The 18496-nt window shown below is 69.3% G+C and carries 15 protein-coding genes; 4 read left to right on the forward strand and 11 right to left on the reverse strand.

Annotated features, from left to right (window positions below; all coding sequences use genetic code 11):
* Positions 1-37 precede the first annotated feature (37 nt).
* From AC067M_RS05730 to AC067M_RS05745, 4 genes are read right to left on the reverse strand one after another with little or no spacing between them, the layout of a single operon-like run.
* Entirely contained in the window at positions 38-322 is a 285-nt protein-coding gene (locus tag AC067M_RS05730) for a hypothetical protein (protein WP_478695693.1), read from the reverse strand.
* The gene (locus tag AC067M_RS05735; RefSeq protein ID WP_478695694.1) at positions 322-5016 is read right to left on the reverse strand and encodes a putative T7SS-secreted protein; all 4695 of its coding nucleotides are present in this window, start codon (positions 5014-5016) and stop codon (positions 322-324) included. Before AC067M_RS05735 ends, AC067M_RS05730 begins: the two co-directional genes overlap by 1 nt.
* Positions 5016-5711, reverse strand: coding sequence for a hypothetical protein (locus tag AC067M_RS05740; RefSeq protein WP_478695695.1), 696 nt, complete (start codon positions 5709-5711; stop codon positions 5016-5018). The genes AC067M_RS05735 and AC067M_RS05740 overlap by 1 nt, the downstream gene beginning before the upstream one ends.
* Positions 5708-6286 carry a hypothetical protein gene (locus AC067M_RS05745; protein ID WP_478695696.1) on the reverse strand — a complete coding sequence of 193 codons (579 nt, stop codon included), beginning with the start codon at positions 6284-6286 and terminating at the stop codon, positions 5708-5710. Before AC067M_RS05745 ends, AC067M_RS05740 begins: the two co-directional genes overlap by 4 nt.
* A 127-nt stretch (positions 6287-6413) precedes the next feature.
* Here AC067M_RS05745 and AC067M_RS05750 point away from each other — a divergent pair, with 127 nt between their 5' ends.
* On the forward strand, positions 6414-6767 hold the full coding sequence (locus AC067M_RS05750) for a hypothetical protein (RefSeq protein ID WP_478695697.1): 354 nt from the start codon (positions 6414-6416) through the stop codon (positions 6765-6767).
* A gap of 17 nt (positions 6768-6784) precedes the next feature.
* On the opposite strand, the gene AC067M_RS05755 is transcribed toward AC067M_RS05750, so the two are convergent.
* On the reverse strand, positions 6785-7165 hold the full coding sequence (locus AC067M_RS05755) for a hypothetical protein (protein ID WP_478695698.1): 381 nt from the start codon (positions 7163-7165) through the stop codon (positions 6785-6787).
* Between the two features lie 194 nt (positions 7166-7359).
* Here AC067M_RS05755 and AC067M_RS05760 point away from each other — a divergent pair, with 194 nt between their 5' ends.
* Both AC067M_RS05760 and AC067M_RS05765 read left to right on the forward strand, forming a co-directional pair.
* Positions 7360-7866 carry a SigE family RNA polymerase sigma factor gene (locus AC067M_RS05760; RefSeq protein WP_478695699.1) on the forward strand — a complete coding sequence of 169 codons (507 nt, stop codon included), beginning with the start codon at positions 7360-7362 and terminating at the stop codon, positions 7864-7866.
* A 63-nt stretch (positions 7867-7929) separates the two neighbouring features.
* Complete coding sequence (locus AC067M_RS05765; RefSeq protein ID WP_478695700.1) at positions 7930-9207, forward strand: hypothetical protein; 1278 nt, start codon at positions 7930-7932, stop codon at positions 9205-9207.
* Between the two features lie 6 nt (positions 9208-9213).
* On the opposite strand, the gene AC067M_RS05770 is transcribed toward AC067M_RS05765, so the two are convergent.
* The 3 genes from AC067M_RS05770 to AC067M_RS05780 all read right to left on the reverse strand — a co-directional run bounded on the left by AC067M_RS05770 (position 9214) and on the right by AC067M_RS05780 (position 14155).
* Positions 9214-10548 carry an Nramp family divalent metal transporter gene (locus tag AC067M_RS05770; RefSeq protein WP_478695701.1) on the reverse strand — a complete coding sequence of 445 codons (1335 nt, stop codon included), beginning with the start codon at positions 10546-10548 and terminating at the stop codon, positions 9214-9216.
* A 156-nt stretch (positions 10549-10704) separates the two neighbouring features.
* Complete coding sequence (locus tag AC067M_RS05775; protein WP_478695702.1) at positions 10705-11187, reverse strand: ATP-binding protein; 483 nt, start codon at positions 11185-11187, stop codon at positions 10705-10707.
* Between the two features lie 232 nt (positions 11188-11419).
* Positions 11420-14155 (reverse strand): ATP-binding protein, encoded by a 2736-nt coding sequence (locus tag AC067M_RS05780; RefSeq protein ID WP_478695703.1) that lies wholly within the window; start codon positions 14153-14155, stop codon positions 11420-11422.
* Positions 14156-14560: 405 nt separating this feature from the next.
* Here AC067M_RS05780 and AC067M_RS05785 point away from each other — a divergent pair, with 405 nt between their 5' ends.
* Positions 14561-15916, forward strand: coding sequence for a M14 family metallopeptidase (locus AC067M_RS05785; protein ID WP_478695704.1), 1356 nt, complete (start codon positions 14561-14563; stop codon positions 15914-15916).
* A 24-nt stretch (positions 15917-15940) separates the two neighbouring features.
* Here AC067M_RS05785 and AC067M_RS05790 read toward each other — a convergent pair whose 3' ends face one another.
* From AC067M_RS05790 to AC067M_RS05800, 3 genes are all read right to left on the reverse strand, one after another.
* Entirely contained in the window at positions 15941-16423 is a 483-nt protein-coding gene (locus AC067M_RS05790) for a hypothetical protein (RefSeq protein ID WP_478695705.1), read from the reverse strand.
* A 65-nt stretch (positions 16424-16488) separates the two neighbouring features.
* Positions 16489-17967, reverse strand: a complete 1479-nt coding sequence (locus tag AC067M_RS05795; protein ID WP_478695706.1) for a GntP family permease — start codon at positions 17965-17967, stop codon at positions 16489-16491.
* A 117-nt stretch (positions 17968-18084) separates the two neighbouring features.
* Positions 18085-18495 carry a RidA family protein gene (locus AC067M_RS05800; RefSeq protein WP_478695707.1) on the reverse strand — a complete coding sequence of 137 codons (411 nt, stop codon included), beginning with the start codon at positions 18493-18495 and terminating at the stop codon, positions 18085-18087.
* Position 18496 lies beyond the last annotated feature (1 nt).

Raw genomic sequence — 18496 nt, forward strand, 5'->3', positions numbered from 1 at the left:
CCGCGAAAGGGGCAGCGCTACCGCGCATGGCCAGCTGTCACTTCCGGCGATCGAAAGGGTCTACTTCCGAGAATTCCTGATTACCGACCCATCGACACTCGCCGGTTGCCTTGTGCACCGCGAGGGCAGGCGCACCATAAAGGGCATACTTGCTGTCTCCGGTAGCGAGATATTTGGCAGAGTTATAGATGAAGTAGAAGAAGTCGCCCTTTTCTGCCTTGCAGCCGTCCTTGTCAACCAGGACAGCCTCGAGATCCGATCCGGCAGACTCCCGACGGAGGAAATCCGCTGCCAGTCGCTCTGCTTGCTCCAGCGTGTACATCAGTTCGTCCTCATAAGTTTGAATGAATTGAAGGCCATAGGATCGACAAAACCTGTCTGCGCGTCGAGGAAGAGTACCCGACCCTGCTGGTTCACGATGTTGAAAACATGGCCTGCTCCTTCCTTAGGCAGTGCGGCAACCAGGCCGCGAGCGCCGTCTCCGGAGTTTCGGATGTGGTCAACCATGTTCCAGAAACTGGTATCGTTGAAGGTTCTTCCATACGCATGCTGCAGTCGATCAAGGGACTGGTATCCCCCCATGTCTCCTGGCACCGGTTTCAGTCCCTCGCCGCCAAGGTACCGATCAAGCGCTTCACCGACGTAGGTACAGTTGCTCATCCCTCCCTCGGGATTGAAGTGCTTTGCCCAGTCGGCAAGATTCGGTGTCTCGTACGGCTTCGGCGGGACCGGTGACTTCTGTGGAGCAAGCCCGAGCGGGTCGCAGGAAACAGAAGGCCGGTCCACATACCCGACAGGGTTGGCCTCCGGTGCCAGGCCGAGGGGGTCCTGGCTGATGTACTGGGCGACTTCGGGGTCGTAGTACCTGAGGTAGTTGTAGTTCAGGCCCGTCTCGGTGTCGAAATACTGGCCCGGGAAACGGAGCGGTGTGTAGGCGTGGCTTCGGACCGGCCAGGACAGTTTTCCCCAGTTTGTGGCGCGGGAGCGCCAGGCGATTTCTCCCGACTCGTCGATCAGTTCGCAGGGAGATCCCGACAGGTCGGAGACGATGGCGAAGAAGCGGGCGTCGATCTCTTCCTGCGAGGCCGCGGCCATGGTCCGGCGCTCGCTCTGGGCGACCGCTTCGGCGCCGTGGAGATGCCACGTCAGGGTCACCGAGTCGCTCGACTCGCCCCACCTGGTCGTCTGCTCGCACAGCGAGACACCGTCCCAGGTGAAGTCCACCTGCTCCAGTACGTCGACGCCGTTCTCGGCGATGCGCTGCTTGCCGGTGCGTCTGCCGAGGGCGTCGTACTGGTACCGCCACACCGTGCCGTCGGGAGTGACGACCTGGGTGAGCCGGTCCTCCGCGTCCCAGCTGTACCGCCAGGTGTCCGGCTTGCGGGACAGCCGGGTCTTCTGGCGGAGTACGACACGTCCGGCCGCGTCGTGCTCGTAGCGGATCCGGCCGGCACGCACGAGGTCGGCGCCCTGGTAGGCGCGTTCGCCGCAACCGTCGTCTCCGAACGGACGGGCCGGCCAACCGGCCGCCACCTGGTTGCCGAGCGGGTCGTAGGAGTAGGACTCCTCCCATCCCTCTCCGCTGACCCTCGTCGTCCTTCCCGCCAGGTCCAGTTCGTACTGCCGAACGCCGTCCAGTTGGTCATGGACCTTGGTCAGGCTGCCGTCCGCGCGATATTCGTACGTCCTCGACTGAATACGCCCGCGGGTGTGATCCACTGCTTGGGAGATCAGTTGATTCATGGCATCGAACGACCGGGACACACTCAGGGACTCACCGAAGCGGCGACCGACTTCGCGGCCGATCCGGTCGTACTCCAGCGTGATGTCATGACCGTCCGCCGTAAGCCGGCGAGGCTGTCCCACGGAATCGAATTCCCAGACGCTCTCGGCGCCCGCCGGCGTCCTGCGTCCCGTCAGCCTGCCGAACTCGTCGTAGCGGTAAGCCACTTCCCTGTCGTCGATCCGCTCGGAGACCAGGCGCCCATGCCGGTCGCGGAGGAGAGTCAGGTTCGTATGGGCATTGGCGGCCTGGGCGATCTGGTCGGTGAAGTCGTAGGTGTACGTCATCACCTCACCGTCGACGCTCTTGCGAACAACCTGACCGAGGTCGTTGTGCTCGAAGGAGACGACCTGACCGAGGGCGTTCGTGCGGGAGATCAACTCACCGGCCGCGTTGTACGAGCACCGGATGACGCGTCCGCCGAAGTCGGTTTCGGTGATGAGCCGGCCGACCGCGTCGTACTCGTAGGTCCACGTCTGCCCGAGGGGATTGGTCACCCGGGTCAGGCGCAGTTCGTTGTCGTACGCGAACTCGTAACGAGAGCCGTCTGGTTCAACGCGCGCCGTCAGCAGGTCGAACTGGGCGTACTCGAAACGGGTGACTCCGCCGACCCTGTCCGTGTGTGTGAGGCAGTTTCCCTCACCGTCGTACGTCCACGATTCCTCGGTCCCGTCCGGGTTCCGTCGGCGGGTGACATGGCCCTCGACGGACCATTCCACCTCACCGGTCGCACCGAAGGGGTCCGTGATGGCCGTGACACGACCGAGGGCGTCCCGCCCGTACCGCATGGTGTTGCCGGCGTGATCGCGGACCTCGACGGGCAGACCGGCCGCGTCGCAGCGGATTTCGGTCAACCTGTCGTACTGGTCGCGCACTGCGCGGAGATGCCCGCGCTCGTCGTATGTGAAGGTCTGCCTGCCGCCGGCTGAGTCGGTGACCGATGTCCGGTTGCCGATGGCGTCGAACTCCTGGCGGAGCGAGCCTCCGTCCGGGCGCACCATGCGTGTGAGCAGCCCACGGTCGTCGTAGGAGAACGTCGTTCGCCGTCCGTCCGGACGGATGACCTCTGTCACGTTCCCCTGAGGGTCGTACCGGAGGGAAGTAGTACGACCGACGGCGTCCGTCTCGGACAGCAGGCGGTTGAACCGGTCACGGGTGAAGCGCCGGGTGTGGCCTGCCGGATCCACGATGGCGACGATCTGGTGGAGATCGTTGACGTGGTACTGGCGTACGGCGCCCTCGCCGTTGACCGCCGTCGTGGTCCGCAGCCCGGTTTCCGGGTCTCTCTCGCCGTAGGACAGCCGGAGGCTCATGTGCCCGTCCGTGCCGCCCTGGGCGATGCAACGGTCCTGGTCGTCGTACGCGTACGTGTACGCGTGCTCGTTGGTGTCCGTCCAGGAGGTGACGCGGCCGGACTCGTCGTAGGTGAAGCGGAGTGGGAGGCCGGAGGAGTTGATGACCTCGGTCAGGTTGCCGTCCGTGTAGGCGTAGCGCTTCAGTTCCTCGCCCGTGGCCGCGAGGTGGAGGGCCGTGACGCGGCCCGACTCCGTGGTCACGCGGACGTGGTAGCCGCCGCTGGAGGTCACGGCGAGCGGGGTGCCCTCGGCGTCGTACTCGAAGGTGATCCAGTTGCCGTTGCGGTCGTCGATCTGTTCCAGGACCGCAAGGTCGTCGCCGCGGTCGGCGAAGTGCCAGACACGGTGCGTTTGCGGGTCGGTGACCGTGTAGCCGCCATCCTCGCGGTCCAGCGGCCAGCGCGGGCCGTGGGAGGGAAGAGTGGGCAGGCCCGGCGCCGGGTGCGGGTAGGAAAGGAGCAGGCCGTCCTCGGTTACGAGGACGACACCCTCCGCGTCGATCTCCAGGCGCTGGTCGAGCGTGGAGGACCAGGACGGGCCGAACCATCTGCCCAGGTGGTAGCCGGACTCCACCCGCCGGGTCAACTGCAGGGGCAGTACGCCGGGGAGGGTGACGTCCGTCTGCGGCAGGTACATCTTGCCCGTGGCGAGGTCGATCGGGTCGGTGCCCTTGCTCTCCACGGCTTCACCGGTCCGGGAGTGCTGCGCGGCGTCCTTCGCGCTCTTGCGGGCCCCCTGCTCGGCGGCCTCCTCCATCCCTTCCTTGACCGCGGTCCGCAGCCCGCCCCGGGCCAGCCCGAGCCCCTTGGTGCCGATCAGTTCCGGGATGAGACGGCCGATGCCCTCGGACGGGTCCTTCTTGAAGCCCTCCCACATCGACTTCACCGCACGCTCGGGGTGAGCGGCGGTGGAGACCAGGCCCGAGAGCGTCATGCTCACGTTCTGCAGGTACTGGGCCGGGTGGGTGATGTTGTAGCCGTCCAGGGGGTTCAGGCCGCGGGCGAAGTTGATCAGGCCCGCGCCGCCCTTCACCACACCACCGGCGACATGCAGGATCTCCGTGTTGACCGCCACGTAGCCGTCCTCGGCGTTCGCACGGAGGCGGTCCAGCGCCGGCGGTTCGGCCGGCGCGTGGGCGAGAGCGGCCTGCACGGACGTGGCGGCGGTGCGGCCGGCGTCGTTGCGCTGACGGCGGGCCTCGGCCAGGATCTCGTGAGCCCGCTTGATGTCCGCGGTGCCGGGATCCTTGAACGGCTCCGGGCGCGGACCCGGGTCCTCGTTCGCCTTCACCTTGGCGTTGTAGGCATCGACCCGCTTGTTGTACGACGACACCGCGTCGTCCGAGGCCTTCCTGCCCTTCTTGTACAGGTCGATGGCGTCCTGCGCCTGACCCTGCGCCCACTTCACCGTGTCCGCGAAGTCCTCCAGCGCCTTGGCCGCCTTGTCACAGGCGTCCGCGGCGTGCAGCCACTTCGTGGGATGCATCGTGAACTTCTCGCGGAAGGTGTCGGCGGCCTCACCCTTCCAGTGCGAGGAATCCAGCGTCCGCATCCCGTCGCCGACCTTGTCGAACGCCTTGCGGAAATCCTTCAGATGCGACGCCGAGGCGCGGATGGTGCCGGGGTTGCCGTGGATCAGCTCGTTCGCCTGGTCACTCTGGCCGAGCTGCTGCTCACCCGGAGTCGCACCGAGGTCCGAGGCCAGCTCGTCGCCGAAGTCCTCGACCTTGTCGGCCCAGTCATCCGCCCCGACCTTCTCCAGACCCGCGCCGATGAGGTCGGTGCCCTTGTCGATGCCCTCACCGACAAGCTTCTTGCCGGCGTCCCAACCATCCTCAAGCTTGTCCAGACCGCCGTTGACGAGATCGCCGAAGCCCATCAGCCCGTTTCCTCGCCTTGCCGCTCCTGGAAGTGCTGCTGCGGCGGCGGCTGCTGGGCCCGCTCTTCGGCGGAGGGACCGAAGGTCGCGTCCAGGAACGTCTCGTACTGCTCGTCACTCACGCCCGTGGCCTGCTGGACGTTCAGCGGGCTGGGGATGGGGCCGGTCATCGCCTGCGAGGTCATCACATCGCGGCCCGCGTCCTTCCAGCCCTGCTTGCTGTTCTCCCACGCCTGCTCGAAGGACTCCTCGCTGTAGTCCGGGTTCCTCATGGAGTCCATGCCGGTGCCGGCGATCTGGCGCCAGCCCATCTGCGTGACCTCGTCCTCGGTGGCATACGGGTTGCCCACCAGGGAGTTGGCGCCGATCTTCAGGGCGCCCTCGACGTACTGGTCCGTCTCGTACATCGTGCCCGCCGACAGCCCGACGTTCTGCGCGAAGAGGTTGCCCTCGATCACGAGGTCGCGCACACCCCACTCCCAGCGCTCGCAGAAGGACTTGAACGTGGAGGTCAGGCCTTCGTGCCCCAACTCCAGGCCGGAGAGGGCCAACTGCTCGAAGCCACGGCCGGAACCGGCCATGCTGTCGATGCCCAGCTCCTTCAGCTCGGAGAGGGTCATCGTGATGCCCTGGGCGATGGATTCCAGGCCGACCGCCTGGAGGTCCTTGCCGCCGCTGCCCTTTTCACCGCTCACCGTGACTCCTCCCCATCAGCCGCCTCCGCGTCCACTGCCGCCGCGTCCGGCACGATCCCCGTAACGGGTGGGAACAGCACGCCGTCCCCGTCGCTGCCCACATCCAACGCCACGCCGGTCGGAACCCCTGTCGCGGGGACACCGGCGTCCAGCAGCCGCGCCCCCAGCACCCGCCGGTACTCCCACTCCCTCTCGCCTTCGCCCCTCGCGATCGCGAACCGGGCCAGCGCCGACTCGTCGGAGAAGGCGTAGATCCAGCGGATGCCTCCGTAGTCCCCGACCAGAGGGGCCTCGTCCTCGTCGACCGGTACGAGTACGGGCGTACGGCGGAACTCGCCGAGGAGTGCGGCGAACTCGCGGCGGGCGCGGGCGATGTCTTCCGCGGCGGCCGGGGATTGGGCGGTGGTGACCGAGGGCTGCTCGGGGGGCTCCGGTGCGGGGGCGGGCGCGGGCGATGTGCTGCCGGCGGGTGCGGAGTTGCCGTCCGCGACAACCGGCTCGGTCATCTCCGCGTAGTCGTCCAGCCGCGACCTGCGCCCGCGCTCCTCCGGGCCGCCGCCCCCCTGATCAGCCATGTCCGGAATCATCACATCGGCGCGTTGCGGAACGCAACGCGGAAGGTGATCCCCGAAGGTCGACGCGTAACGTTGTCGGGGGAGCCACAACTGCAGACACGTGCCTATGTGAAGGATAGAAATCCGCATGTCATTCGGTCCGCCACCGGCCAGTCCCGGGCCGGCCAACCCGCCTGTCTGGACGCCTCCCACGGAGATCGAGCAGGCGCTGTTCGAGGCCAGATCCCGGGACGACTGGGGGGCTTACTTCCAGACGCTCGCGCAGAACAGGCTGTACTTCCAGATCCGGCGGGACAGGACCGACAACGAGCCGGACAAGACATTCCCCGTCTTCGAGCGCGATCTGCGGACCGGCAGTGCGGTATGGGCGGTGTTCACCGCGGGAATGCTGCCGGCTCCGGAACCGGACCGGGTCTTCGACTGCAGGACCCTGAGAATGACCGACCCCGGCAGTCCCTGGCTCAACATCCCCTTTCGGTAGGCCTTCCGTACCCGCGCCTACCCCATCGGCCGGTAATACCCCAGCACCGCCGCCAGCTGAGCGAACCACTGCCCGAGTTGCTCCCTGGGCTTCGCGGTGACCACGCATTCGTAGAACCTGCCGTCCACGTGGACGACGGCCATCATAAGGGCCTTGCCGTTGGGGCCGGCCTTGAAGTGGACGCTGCGGATCTCGTGCCAGGGGAACTCGGCGGTGATGTCGTGGTCTTCGAAGGCGACGCCGGAAGGGTCGACGACGATGGAGTTGTGGCGGTCGACTGCCAGGAACTCCGGGCCGGAGGGGGCCGTCGGCTGGGGTGCCGGGTAGGCGTACTGCGGGGGCGGGGGGCCGAAGCCCGGAGGGGGTGGGGGCTGGTGGCCGTATGGCGGATGAGTCATTGGTGATCGGCCCCCGGTCGCTCGCGTGCGTGTGTACGGGAACTTACCCGCCGGGCGTCAGCCGGACCCGACCTGCCCCTCCCCCTCCCCCTCTCAAAAAACCTTGCACCCCCTGTGAAACATTTCTCCTCCCCCACCGCATCAATGAGGTGAGGACGACGGTCCGGACGACCACTTCGACAGGGGGAACACGTATGAGGCAGGCCCGCGCGGACGAGTACGCGGAGTTCGCGGCGGCGCGGGCCGGGCATCTGTACCGGTCCGCTTGCCTGTTGACGGCCGGCGACACGTACCTCGCCGAGGACCTGGTGCAGGAGACGCTGGGGCGGCTGTACGTGCGGTGGGGGCGGGTGAGTCGCGTCGGGAATCCGGCGGGGTACGCGCAGACCGTCCTCACCCGGACCTTCCTCGCCCACCAGCGGCGCCGTAGCAGCAAAGAGCGGGCCACCGACGTGCTGCCGGAGCGGGCCGGGGTCGACCGTGACGCCTCGCTGCGGCTGACGCTGCTCCAGGCCCTCGCGCGGCTGCCCGCCAAGGACCGGGCCGTGGTCGTGCTGCGGTACTGGGAGGACCGTTCCATAGAGGAGACGGCCGACGCGATGAACGCCAGCTCTGCGGCCGTGCGGACGCGGTGCGTGCGGGCCCTCGGCCGGCTGCGGGAGCTGCTCGGCGAGGACATCGGCGAGTACGCCAGACCCTGACCACCCCGTCTTCTGTCGCATCCACTTTTCTCACACCCATCTTCCGGAAACGGTGGTTCCGCCATGTCCGTAAACCAGCACAGCGACCCCGACAACAGCCCCTTCGAGGACCAGCTCTCCGCCGCCCTGCACGACACCGGCGGCACCTTCGACGCCGACCGGATCTCGCTCGCCGACGCCGGTCAGGCCCGTGGGCGGCGGCTGCGGATGCGGCGGCGGGCCGCCGCCGTCGCGGGTGGGGCGGCCGGCTTCACGCTCGTCGTCGTCGGCGGGGCGCTGCTCGTGCCGTGGGACGGTACGCCCGGCCTCCAGACCGGCAGCGTCGCCGCCCCGCCCACGGGCAAGCACGCGGCCACGTCCGCCCGAGGGCCCGTCTCCGGCGACGAGCTCGTCCAGATGCTCGAGAAGCTGCTGCCGAAGGGGAAGTTCAGCAGTCCGCAGGCGCGCGGCACGCACGAGGAGGCCCCGCTGCCGCCGTACGCGCAGGTCGTCTACGACGACGGCAAGGGCGCCGCGGCCGTCTCCGTGAGCTTCAACCAGGTGGAGCCGGGCGGCACCCAGGCCCGGGAGGTGGCCCGCTGCCAGGACAAGCTCCTGTCGGGATACGACAGTTGTGATGTGTCGCGGCTCTCCGACGGGTCCGTACTCAAGATCGTCAAGCGGTACGAGTATCCGGACCGGCGCGTCGACACGAAGCTGTGGACGGCACAACTGCTGACGAAGACCGGGCAGTTGGTGTACGTCAGTGAGTGGAACGCCTCGGCCGAGAAGGACGCCGCGATCACTCGGGCGGAACCGCCGCTTTCGGCAGCCCAGTTGAAGGGCATCGCGAGTGCCAAGGTATGGCGCGAGGTCGTGGACGCCCTTCCGGAGGACCCTCGCAAGCCGAGCGCGGAGCCGAGCCCTCCCGCCGGAGAGCCGAGCGGCAAGGCGGTGTCGAAGACGCTCCTCGGGCTGCTCCCCAAGGGGCTCACGCTGGTCGAGCACAGCGGTGACGATGGCGAGTACGCCTATGTCGTCGTCGAGGACGGCAAGGGGCAGAGCTTCGTCCAGATCAACGTGCAGGCCGACATGCGGGACGTCGCCGACCAGCTCTACGGGGAGGGGTCCGAGACGCTGCCCGATGGCAACAAGGTCATGGAGCGGCAGGGGCCGGGTGAGAAGGGCGGGTCGGGTGTCGTGATGTGGACCGTCGACACCATGCGGCCGGACGGTCGGCGTGTGGTGATCAGCGCCTTCAACGCCCGTACGCAGAACACGGACGCGACCCGCCCGACCCCGGCCCTCTCCATGAAGCAGCTCCGGGAGATCGCCCTCAGCCCGAAGTGGCTGACCCTGTAGGGGACATCAGAAGAACTCCGACCACGGCTGGTCCCAGATCTGCTTCACGCACAGCACCAGGAACAGCAGCCCGGCCAGTGCCAGCATCATGTTGCTCAGCAGGCCGTTGCGCCACTGGGTGGGCGTGCGGGAAGAGTTGAGGAGCCAGATCAGGGTGCCGGCGAGGAAGGGGAGGAAGGCGGCGCCCAGGACGCCGTAGAGGATGATCAGGCGGAAGGGCTGGCCCTGGAAGAGGAGGACGATGGGCGGGAAGGTCAGCCACAGCAGGTACGCGCGGAACGGCCACGACCGCTCGCGCTCGCCCGACGCGACCTCCTCGCCCCCCGCCTCGCTCGTGGTCCCGGTGCGCTTCTGGTAGCGCGCCACGAAGTCCGCGAACATCAGGCTCACGCCGTGCCAGACGCCGATCAGGGAGGTGTAGGAGGTGGCGAAGAAGCCGATCAGGAAGAACTTGGCGGTGGCCGTGCCGTACTCCGCCTCCAGGATGTCGCTGAGTTGGATCAGGCCCTTGTCGCCGCTCGCGATGGCGACGTTCGCCGAGTGCAGCAGCTCGGCGCCGACGAAGAGCATCGCGATGACGAAGATGCCGGTGGTGATGTAGGCGACGCGGTTGTCGAGGCGCATCACCTTCATCCAGCCGGTGTTCGTCCAGCCCTTGGCGTTGACCCAGTAGCCGTACGCGGCGAGCGTGATGGTGCCGCCGACGCCGCCGATCAGGCCCAGCGTGTTGAGGACGGAGTCCTTCTCGTCGGGCAGGACGGGGAGCAGGCCGGCGAAGGCGTCGGGGAGGTGGGGGGTGACCCGGATCGCCAGGTACACCGTCACCACGAACATGACGCCGACCAGGACCGTCATGACCTTCTCGAAGACGGCGTACTTGTTGAACCAGACGAAGACCAGACCCACCACGCCGCAGGCGACGGCCCACCACTTGAGGTCCATCACGTCGGGAAACAGGGCCTGGAGCGGCAGCGCGCTGGACGACATCGCCGCCGCGCCGTAGACGAAGCCCCAGACCACGACGTAGACGGCGAAGAAGTACGTCGTCCAGCGGCCCAGGCTCGCCCAGCCGTCGAAGAGGGTGCGGCCGGTGGACAGGTGCCAGCGGCCGGCCGCCTCGGCGAGGGAGATCTTGACCAGGCAGCCGACGACCGCCGCCCACAGGAGGGTGTAGCCGAAGTTGCTGCCCGCGATGAGGGTGGCGACGAGGTCACCGGCGCCGACGCCGGTCGCCGCGACGACGATCCCGGGGCCGATGTGCCGCCAACTCGCTTTACGTGGGGGAGAGTCGATGCCGGATGGTGCCTCGGTGTCCGTGGGGTTTCCCGTGGTGTCCGCCATGGTGGTCAAGAAACCGCAAAGTACCTGAACTGGCAAGAGGGCTCTGTGTGGAGCGCCCCAGGAGCGCGGGGAACTGCGCGATCAGCCCCCACGGTCCGGGGACCGAGTACAGGCCCCGGCGGCTGGGCGTACCGTCGGGGCCCACCCAGCGGAGCGTTACGGCTGTCGCCGACCGCAGCCGTCGCCTCCGCATGTGCCGAGCTCGAACCAGACGGTCTTGCCCGGCCCGTCCTGGTGGCAGCCCCAGCGCCGGGCGAGCGCGTCCACCAGGAACATCCCCCGGCCGCTCTCCGCGCCGCCCGCCTGGAGCACCTGCGGGGTGCGGCGGCCGGTGTCTGCCACCTCGCAGCGCAGGACGCCGTGCGCGGCGGACAGCGTGAGCCGGAAGCGGCTCGCGGAGTGCAGCAGGGCGTTGGTGGCGAGCTCGCTCACGAGGAGTTCCGCCGTGTCCACCAGGTCCTCGTGTTCCGCGAGGCCCCATCCCTCCAACTGTTTGCGGACCTCGGCGCGGGCCTCGCGGACGGCGGCGGGACGGGGGTCGTACTCGACGCTCAGGTGCCCTGCCCCCATGGGCGGCTGGGGGTACGCGCCGTACTGGGTGTCGGGGTCCGGGAGGCGCCCCCCGGAGAGTCGCAGCATGCTTCCAGGGTGTCCGGCGGGGGCGTACGGCACACGGGGAGGACTACCCGATTCCATACCTGCGCCGTAGCCCGTCCGGGGGCCACGGCTGCACGTAGGGCGTCCGGCTACGGGCTGGGCGTACTGCAGCCGTACGGTCGCTCCCGCGCCGTCGTCGCGGACGTCGACGTACGCGCACCTGCCGGGCGAACCACAGTCCCTGGGGAGCGGGGGTGCAGGGCGGGGCGGGGGGTCAGCGCTGGGCGGTCACCCAGGCGGCGATCTGGCTGCGGTTGCTGAAGCCGAGCTTGCTGAGGATGCGTTCCACGTGGCCTTCGGCGGTGCGGCGGGCGATGACCAGGCGGTCGGCGATCTGCTGGTTGGCGAGGCCCTGGGCGACGAGTTCGGCGACCTCTGTCTCGCGCGGGGTGAGGCGGACGCCGTCGGCCGGGCGGGGGGTCGGGGCGCCGGTGGTGGGGTCGGGCAGGGCGTGAGTGGCCCGGGTCGGCTGAGAGGGGGGCTGTGCCCGGACGTACTCGTGGCCCGGCCGGTGCTCGTGTTCTTGGTCCTGCTCGTGCCCGTGGCCCTTCCCGTGCTCACTCAGGGCGTAGCCGACGATGTCGCGGAGGCCGAGGGCCGCGCCGCGTTCGTGGGCGCGGTGGAAGGCCGCGCCGCCCACCGCCTCGCGCACGCGTGCCTCGCTGCTCGTGCGGGTGGAGTTGAGGGCGGCCGAGCCGAAACGGTTGCGGTCGACGTCGGCCCAGGCCCGGTCGGCTCCGCCGAGCAGGACGGCGGCGCGGTCGTGGTCGCCGCGCTGGGCCGCGATCGTGGCGAGCAGATCGAGGGTGAGGCCGATGCCGAGGACGTCGTGCACGGCGAGTTTGAGGCGCAGCGCCTCCAGGGCGTGCTGCTCGGCCTCCCACCAGTCGCCCTTCACGGTGTGGGCGAGGGCGAGGATCCACAGCACGTACGACAGCACCCATTCCTCGCCGTGCTCCGTACACAGGCGGCGCGTCTCCTCGCAGACCTCGATCGCCTCGTCGGCCTCGCCGAGGAAGGCGAGGGCGCAGGCGAGTTCGACGTGGTCGAGGCCGACGATGCTGAGGTGCTGGCCGGGGGCGCGGCCGCGGGCGACGCTGGCGCGGAAGTGCTCCAGGGCGGCCGGCAGGTCGTCGCTGAACAGGCGGATGACGCCGACGACGTACTCGGCGTGGGCGGCCTCGGCGGCGTCACCGAGCCGTCGGGCCAGGTCGCGGGCCTGCTCGGCGCGGCGCAGGCCGCGGGTGAGGTCTTTCGGGCAACCGGCGAGGAGTCCGGAGACCCAGAGGGCGCGGGCGCGTTCGCGGGTGGGGGCGGGGCTGGCGTCGAGGGCGCGGTCGAGCCAGTAGCGGCCCTCGCGCGGGACGCCGCAGGCGTGCCAGTGGAACCAGAGGGTGCCCGCCAGGCGCAGTCCGGCGAGGGCCTCGCCCGGGGCGGTGAGGCTGAAGTCGAGGGCGGCACGCAGGTTGTCGCGGTCGGCCCGCAGCCGGGCGACGATCGCCGGCTGGCCGGGGCCGAACCAGGCGCGTTCGCAGGCGGCGGCCCGCTCCTGCATCCAGTCCCGCAGTCGCCGCCGCGCGGCCTGCTCCTCCCCCGGGCGCTCCCGCAACCGCTCCAGCCCGTAGTGCCGCAAGGTGTCCAACAGCCGGTACCGCACACCGTCCGGCCCCGCCTCCCGGCACAACACGGACTTGTCGACGAGCCCGGCGACGGCTTCGAGCACGTCGTGCGCACGGATGAGGGCACCGGCAGCGGGGGTTCCCTGCGGGGCCTCCATGGCGTGCCCCGCGCCGACATCGGCGGCAGGTCCGCCGCACGCACGCTTCCCGTGACCGTCCTCGCCGTACCTCCGCTCCCCTCCGAACCCCTCCCGCTCCCCGAACCCTTCCTCACCGCACCCCCGCTCCGCGTGGCTGCCCTCGCCGCATCCGCCCTCGCCTCGGTGACCGGGCTGCCCCGCGCCGCGGGCGTCCCCCGAGCTCCCGCCCCTGCGGTCCCGGGCGGCCTCGTCCGGGTCCGCTCTCACCGCCTCCGCAGTCACCGCCTCCGGCCTCACCGCCACCGCCTCCGCCGTCTCCAGGTCGAACGTGCCTGCGAGGACGGACAGGCGGGCCCAGACCAACTGCTCCTCGGGGGTGCAGAGTTCGTGGCTCCAGGTGACGGCCGCGCGGAGGGTCTGGTGACGGGGGAGGGCGGCGGGGCTGCCGGTGGTGAGGAGGCGGTAGCGGTCGTCGAGGCGTTCGAGGAGCTGGTCGACGTCGAGGACGCGCATGCGGACCGCGGCGAGTTCGATGGCGAGCGGCAGACCGTCGAGGCGGCTGCAGAGTCGGGCGACGGCCGCCCGGTTGGCGGAGGTCAGGCGGAAGCCGGGGTCGACGGCGGCGGCGCGGTCGGCGAAGAGGGCGAGCGCGGGGTAGCCGTCGGCGGCGGCGAGGTCGCCGTCCGGGTCGGGGACCTGCAGGGGCCGTACCTCCATGAGGTGTTCCTCGGTGAGCCCGAGGCGGTGCCGGCTGGTGGCGAGGATGCGGACGCCCGGGGTGCCGTGCAGCAGGGCCGCGGCGAGCTGGGCGCAGGCCGGCAGCAGATGTTCACAGTTGTCGACGACCAGCAGCAGCCGGCGGTCCCGCACCTGCTCCACCAGCGCGTTCAGTGGAGGCTGCTCGGAGTGGTCGCGCAGGCCGAGCGCGTCGGCGGCGGCGAGCGGGACGAGCGCCGGGTCGTGCAGCCCGGCGAGCGGTACGAAGCGCACGCCGTCCGGGAAGGCCCGCTCCAGGCGGGCCGCCATGCGCAGCGCGAGACGGGTCTTGCCGACGCCGCCGGGCCCGGTGAGCGTGACCAGTCGGGCCCTGCTCAACAGCTCGCGGCCTGCGGCCAGTTCGCTGCGCCGGTCGACGAAACTGGTCGTCTCCACCGGCAGGTGGCAGTCCCGTCGTGGCGCTGATCCGCCCATGATCAGCCAGTCCTCTGGGAGTGTGGGTCTCTGCGCGGACTGCCACTCTTCCCGCGGCCCTACATATATGCACCCCACCGTCACACCCGCGGGTGCACTTTGCCGGGGACCGTGCCACGAGCTGCGGCCACGCGTAGACTGCGCGACCGTTTCCGCAACAGTCCGTGTGCCTCAACAACAGTCCGCGTGCCGCAACAACCCGCGCGGTGCCTCAACTCATCGCCCCGCGGCCGGATTCGGCGTGGTTCGCGCCACCGGCCCTTGGCGCACTCTTGACCTGCTCATGCCATAAGTCGACGATGAGCGGCACACCCGCACCAGCACGTCGCTGAACCACCCCACGCTCCACGCTCCGCTCCCCCCGTCCGGCAGACCCCGGACTCCCTGGAGAAACGAGGAGATTTCATGCGACTTCGCATCCGCGGCTCGGGCACCCGAAGCGGCAGACGCACCGCCGCGCTCGCCACCCTGCTGGCCCTGGCCCTCGCCGCCCCCATCACGGCGACCTCCACCGACGCCTCCGCCGACGGCGCCAAGAAGCCGACCGCGTCCGCCGACGACATCCGGCAGTACGAGATCCACGTCCACCAGAACACCCCGGTCACCCGCACCGCCATCGCCGCCACCGGCGTGTCCGTCGACGAGGCCGACGAGGAGACCGTGGTCGTCTCCGGCCGCGCCGACCAGATCCGCAAGCTGCGTCAACAGGGCTACGAGGTCGCCCCGTTGGTGGCCGCGCCGGACCGGGTCGCCGGGGACGAGATGCGGCTCTTCGACTTCCCCTCGGCGGACTCCAAGTACCACAACTACGCCGAGATGAACGCGGAGATCAACCAGCGGCTCGCCGCCTACCCGAACATCATGAGCAAGCGCGTGATCGGCAAGTCCTACCAGGGCCGGGACATCGTCGCCGTCAAGATCAGCGACAACGTGGCGACGGACGAGGCCGAGCCGGAGGTGCTGTTCACCCACCACCAGCACGCCCGTGAGCACCTGACGGTCGAGATGGCGCTGTACCTCATCCGCGAACTCGGCGCGGGTTACGGCTCCGACTCCCGGATCACCAACATGGTGAACGGCCGCGAGATCTGGATCGTGCCCGACCTCAACCCGGACGGCGGCGAGTACGACATCGCCTCCGGCTCCTACCGCTCTTGGCGCAAGAACCGGCAACCCAACTCCGGTTCTTCGTACGTCGGTACGGACCTCAACCGCAACTGGAACTACAAGTGGGGCTGCTGCGGCGGCTCTTCCGGATCCACGTCCTCCGAGACCTACCGGGGCGCCTTGGCCGAGTCCGCGCCCGAGGTGAAGGTCGTCGCCGACTTCGTACGCAGCCGGGTGGTCGGCGGGAAGCAGCAGATCACCGCGGGGATCGACTTCCACACGTACAGCGAGCTGGTGTTGTGGCCGTTCGGGTACACGTACTCCGACACGGCGACCGGGATGACGGCGGACGACGCTGCCGCGTTCAAGGCCGTCGGGCAGAAGATGGCGGCGAGCAACGGGTACACGCCGGAGCAGTCCAGCGACCTGTACATCACGGACGGGTCGATCGACGACTACCTCTGGGGCACGCAGAAGATCTTCTCGTACACCTTCGAGATGTATCCGTCGTCCAGCTTCGAGGGCGGGTTCTACCCGCCCGACGAGGTGATCGAGCGGGAGACTGCCCGGAACCGGGATGCGGTGTTGCAGCTGCTGGAGAACTCGGACTGCATGTACAGGTCCATCGGGAAGGCCGCTCAGTACTGCAGTTAGGCGCGCGGTTCGTCGCGCGCCTGTTCAGTCGGCGTCTTCTTCGAAGTACGCGTCCAGAACCGCGTCCAGCTGTTCCTCCCACTCCTTGAACCTGCTCCTGGCCGTCGCCTCGATCTCGATCGGGTACCAGCGGCGGTCAGGGGTGTGGACGGTGATGGTGAACCGCTTGCCGAAGCGGGCGGTTTCGGTCTCGACGGCGCCGACCTCGTCCCAGCGGAACTCGCACTGCTGGTCGTCGAGGGTGAGGTGGACGCCCTTGTGGTCGGCGACGATCTTCGCCCGACGGTCGGAGGCCTCGAAGACCGGACCTTCGGGAGCCTCCACCTCCTCGGAGGGTTCGTCCGCCGCTTCCTCGGCGGGGGACACCTCCTCCGGCTCCACGGCGTCGTCGTGCTCGACGGCGTCCTCCGGCTTCGCGGTCGCCGGCGACGTGAGCCCGGGGATGAAAGCCGGGTCGAATCCGGCGCCCTCCAGGGGCTGGCTGCTCGAACCTATGCGCTGCTCCACAGCGGGAAGTATGGTCGAAGATCCTGTGCGGGACACAGCCAGCCCCCTGCATCGTTATCAGACGCCTACACGAACAGGCTCAGCACAGCGGCCACCAGGAACCCCGCGACCGACAGGACCGACTCCAGCACGGTCCACGTCTTCAGCGTGTCCCGCTCGGTGATGCCGAAGTACTTGGCCACCATCCAGAAGCCTCCGTCGTTGACGTGGGAGGCGAAGATGGAGCCGGCGGAGATCGCCATAATGACGAGGGCGACGAAGGCCTGGGAGTGGTGGCCCTCCGTCAGCAAGGGGGCGACGATGCCCGCGGTCGTCACGATGGCGACCGTCGCCGAGCCCTGGGCCACGCGCAGGACCACCGAGATCAGGTAGGACAGGGCGATCACGGGCAGGCCGACGTCGTTGAAGGTGTCGGAGAGTGCCTGGGCGACACCGCTGGCCTTGAGGATCGCGCCGAAGACCCCGCCCGCGCCCACGACCAGCAGGATGTTGCCGATCGGCTTGAGGGAGGCCGTCGAGACGGTCTCCAGTGACTTGCGGGACCAGCCGCGGCGGATGCCGAGCAGGTAGTACGCGAGGAGCAGCGCGATCGTCAGGGCGACGAAGGGGTGACCGAAGAACTCGATCACCGAGCGGCCGGTGGAGGGGTCCAGGGCGATCGAGGAGAACGTGGCGGCGAGGATCAGCAGCAGGGGCGTACCGATGATGCCGAGGACCGTCCCGAGCGGCACCGGATCCTCGCGGGGCTCGACACCCTGCTCCCGCTGCTCGTTGATGACCGCGAGCTTCGCCTCCGCGGCCGCCTCGACCATGTCCTGCGGTACGGGGACGAAGATGCGCCGGCCGATCCACGCGGAGTACGCCCAGGCGGCCAGCACCGCGGGAATGCCGCAGACGACGCCCATGAGGATGACCCAGCCGAGGTCCACGTGCAGGAGGCCGGCGGCCGCGACGGGGCCGGGGTGCGGGGGCAGGAACGCGTGGGTCATGGACAGGCCCGCGAGCAGGGGCAGGCAGTACAGCAGGATCGACTTGCCGGAGCTTTTGGCGGCCGCGTAGACGATCGGGGCCAGGACGAAGATGCCGACGTCGAAGAAGACCGGGATGCCGAAGATCAGGCCGGTGAGGCCCATCGCCAGCGGGGCCCGTTTCTCGCCGAACATCCCGAGCAGCCGGGACGCCAACACCTCGGCGCCTCCGCTGACTTCGAGGACGGCGCCCAGCATGGTGCCCAGGCCGATGATGATCGCGACATGGCCGAGGATGCCGCCCATGCCGGACTCGATGGTCGACACGGCGTCAGACCGCTGCACGGTGCCGAAGAGTTCGGTGACGGACAGACCGGCGAGCAGGCCGACGGCTATGGACACGGCGAGCAGCGCGACGAAGGGCTGGAGCCGCACCTTGATGATCAGGAAGAGCAGGAGCGCGATGCCGATCGCGGCGACGGTGAGCAGTCCGGCGGTGCCGTCGACGAGGAGGAGCAGGCCTCCGGTGTGGGGCGGGGCCTCGGCGGGGGCGGGGGCGGCGAGCGGAAAGGACATAGGGGGTCCTCTACGTAAGTGCATACTTTCGGGCAGGGGGGACCGCGGCTCGGCGCCCCGGAACAGCAGGGCGCCGTGCCGACCACGGCATGCGGGAGCGGAAGGGCCGTCGGCTCGTCAGCCGAGGACGGCCAGCGCGTCGATCTCGATGAGGAGGCCCGCGGGGAGGCCGACGTAGACCGTCGTGCGGGCGGCGGGGGGCTGGGTGAGGCCCTGCTCCTCGAAGTACGCGTTGTAGATCTCGTTCATCTCGGCGAAGTGGTCCACGTCCGTGAGGTAGACGCGGATCATCATCGCGTCGTCCCAGCTCGCGCCGCCCTCTTCGAGGATCGCCTTGACGTTGGCGAGGGTCTGGAGGGTCTGCTCGCGCAGCGTGGGCCCGGCGGGTGTGGGGGGCTTGCCCTCCTCGGCGGGCAGGAAGCCGACCTGGCCGGCGACCTGGAGGATGTTGCCCTTCTTCACGCCGTGCGAGAACTTCGCCGGCGGAGTGGTGTGGGTCTTCGGGGTCAGTGCGGTCTTGTCCGTCATT

Source organism: Streptomyces sp. NPDC043427, from assembly GCF_056436655.1.

Coding starts and splice junctions, on each gene's coding strand:
- AC067M_RS05800 (WP_478695707.1), bottom strand. CDS start 18,495: ATGACGGACAAGACCGCACTGACCCCGAAGACCCACACCACTCCGCCG.
- AC067M_RS05755 (WP_478695698.1), bottom strand. CDS start 7,165: ATGACTCATCCGCCATACGGCCACCAGCCCCCACCCCCTCCGGGCTTC.
- AC067M_RS05735 (WP_478695694.1), bottom strand. CDS start 5,016: ATGGGCTTCGGCGATCTCGTCAACGGCGGTCTGGACAAGCTTGAGGAT.
- AC067M_RS05780 (WP_478695703.1), bottom strand. CDS start 14,155: ATGGGCGGATCAGCGCCACGACGGGACTGCCACCTGCCGGTGGAGACG.
- AC067M_RS05775 (WP_478695702.1), bottom strand. CDS start 11,187: ATGCTGCGACTCTCCGGGGGGCGCCTCCCGGACCCCGACACCCAGTAC.
- AC067M_RS05730 (WP_478695693.1), bottom strand. CDS start 322: ATGTACACGCTGGAGCAAGCAGAGCGACTGGCAGCGGATTTCCTCCGT.
- AC067M_RS05770 (WP_478695701.1), bottom strand. CDS start 10,548: ATGGCGGACACCACGGGAAACCCCACGGACACCGAGGCACCATCCGGC.
- AC067M_RS05765 (WP_478695700.1), top strand. CDS start 7,930: ATGTCCGTAAACCAGCACAGCGACCCCGACAACAGCCCCTTCGAGGAC.
- AC067M_RS05785 (WP_478695704.1), top strand. CDS start 14,561: ATGCGACTTCGCATCCGCGGCTCGGGCACCCGAAGCGGCAGACGCACC.
- AC067M_RS05745 (WP_478695696.1), bottom strand. CDS start 6,286: ATGGCTGATCAGGGGGGCGGCGGCCCGGAGGAGCGCGGGCGCAGGTCG.
- AC067M_RS05750 (WP_478695697.1), top strand. CDS start 6,414: ATGTCATTCGGTCCGCCACCGGCCAGTCCCGGGCCGGCCAACCCGCCT.
- AC067M_RS05760 (WP_478695699.1), top strand. CDS start 7,360: ATGAGGCAGGCCCGCGCGGACGAGTACGCGGAGTTCGCGGCGGCGCGG.
- AC067M_RS05795 (WP_478695706.1), bottom strand. CDS start 17,967: ATGTCCTTTCCGCTCGCCGCCCCCGCCCCCGCCGAGGCCCCGCCCCAC.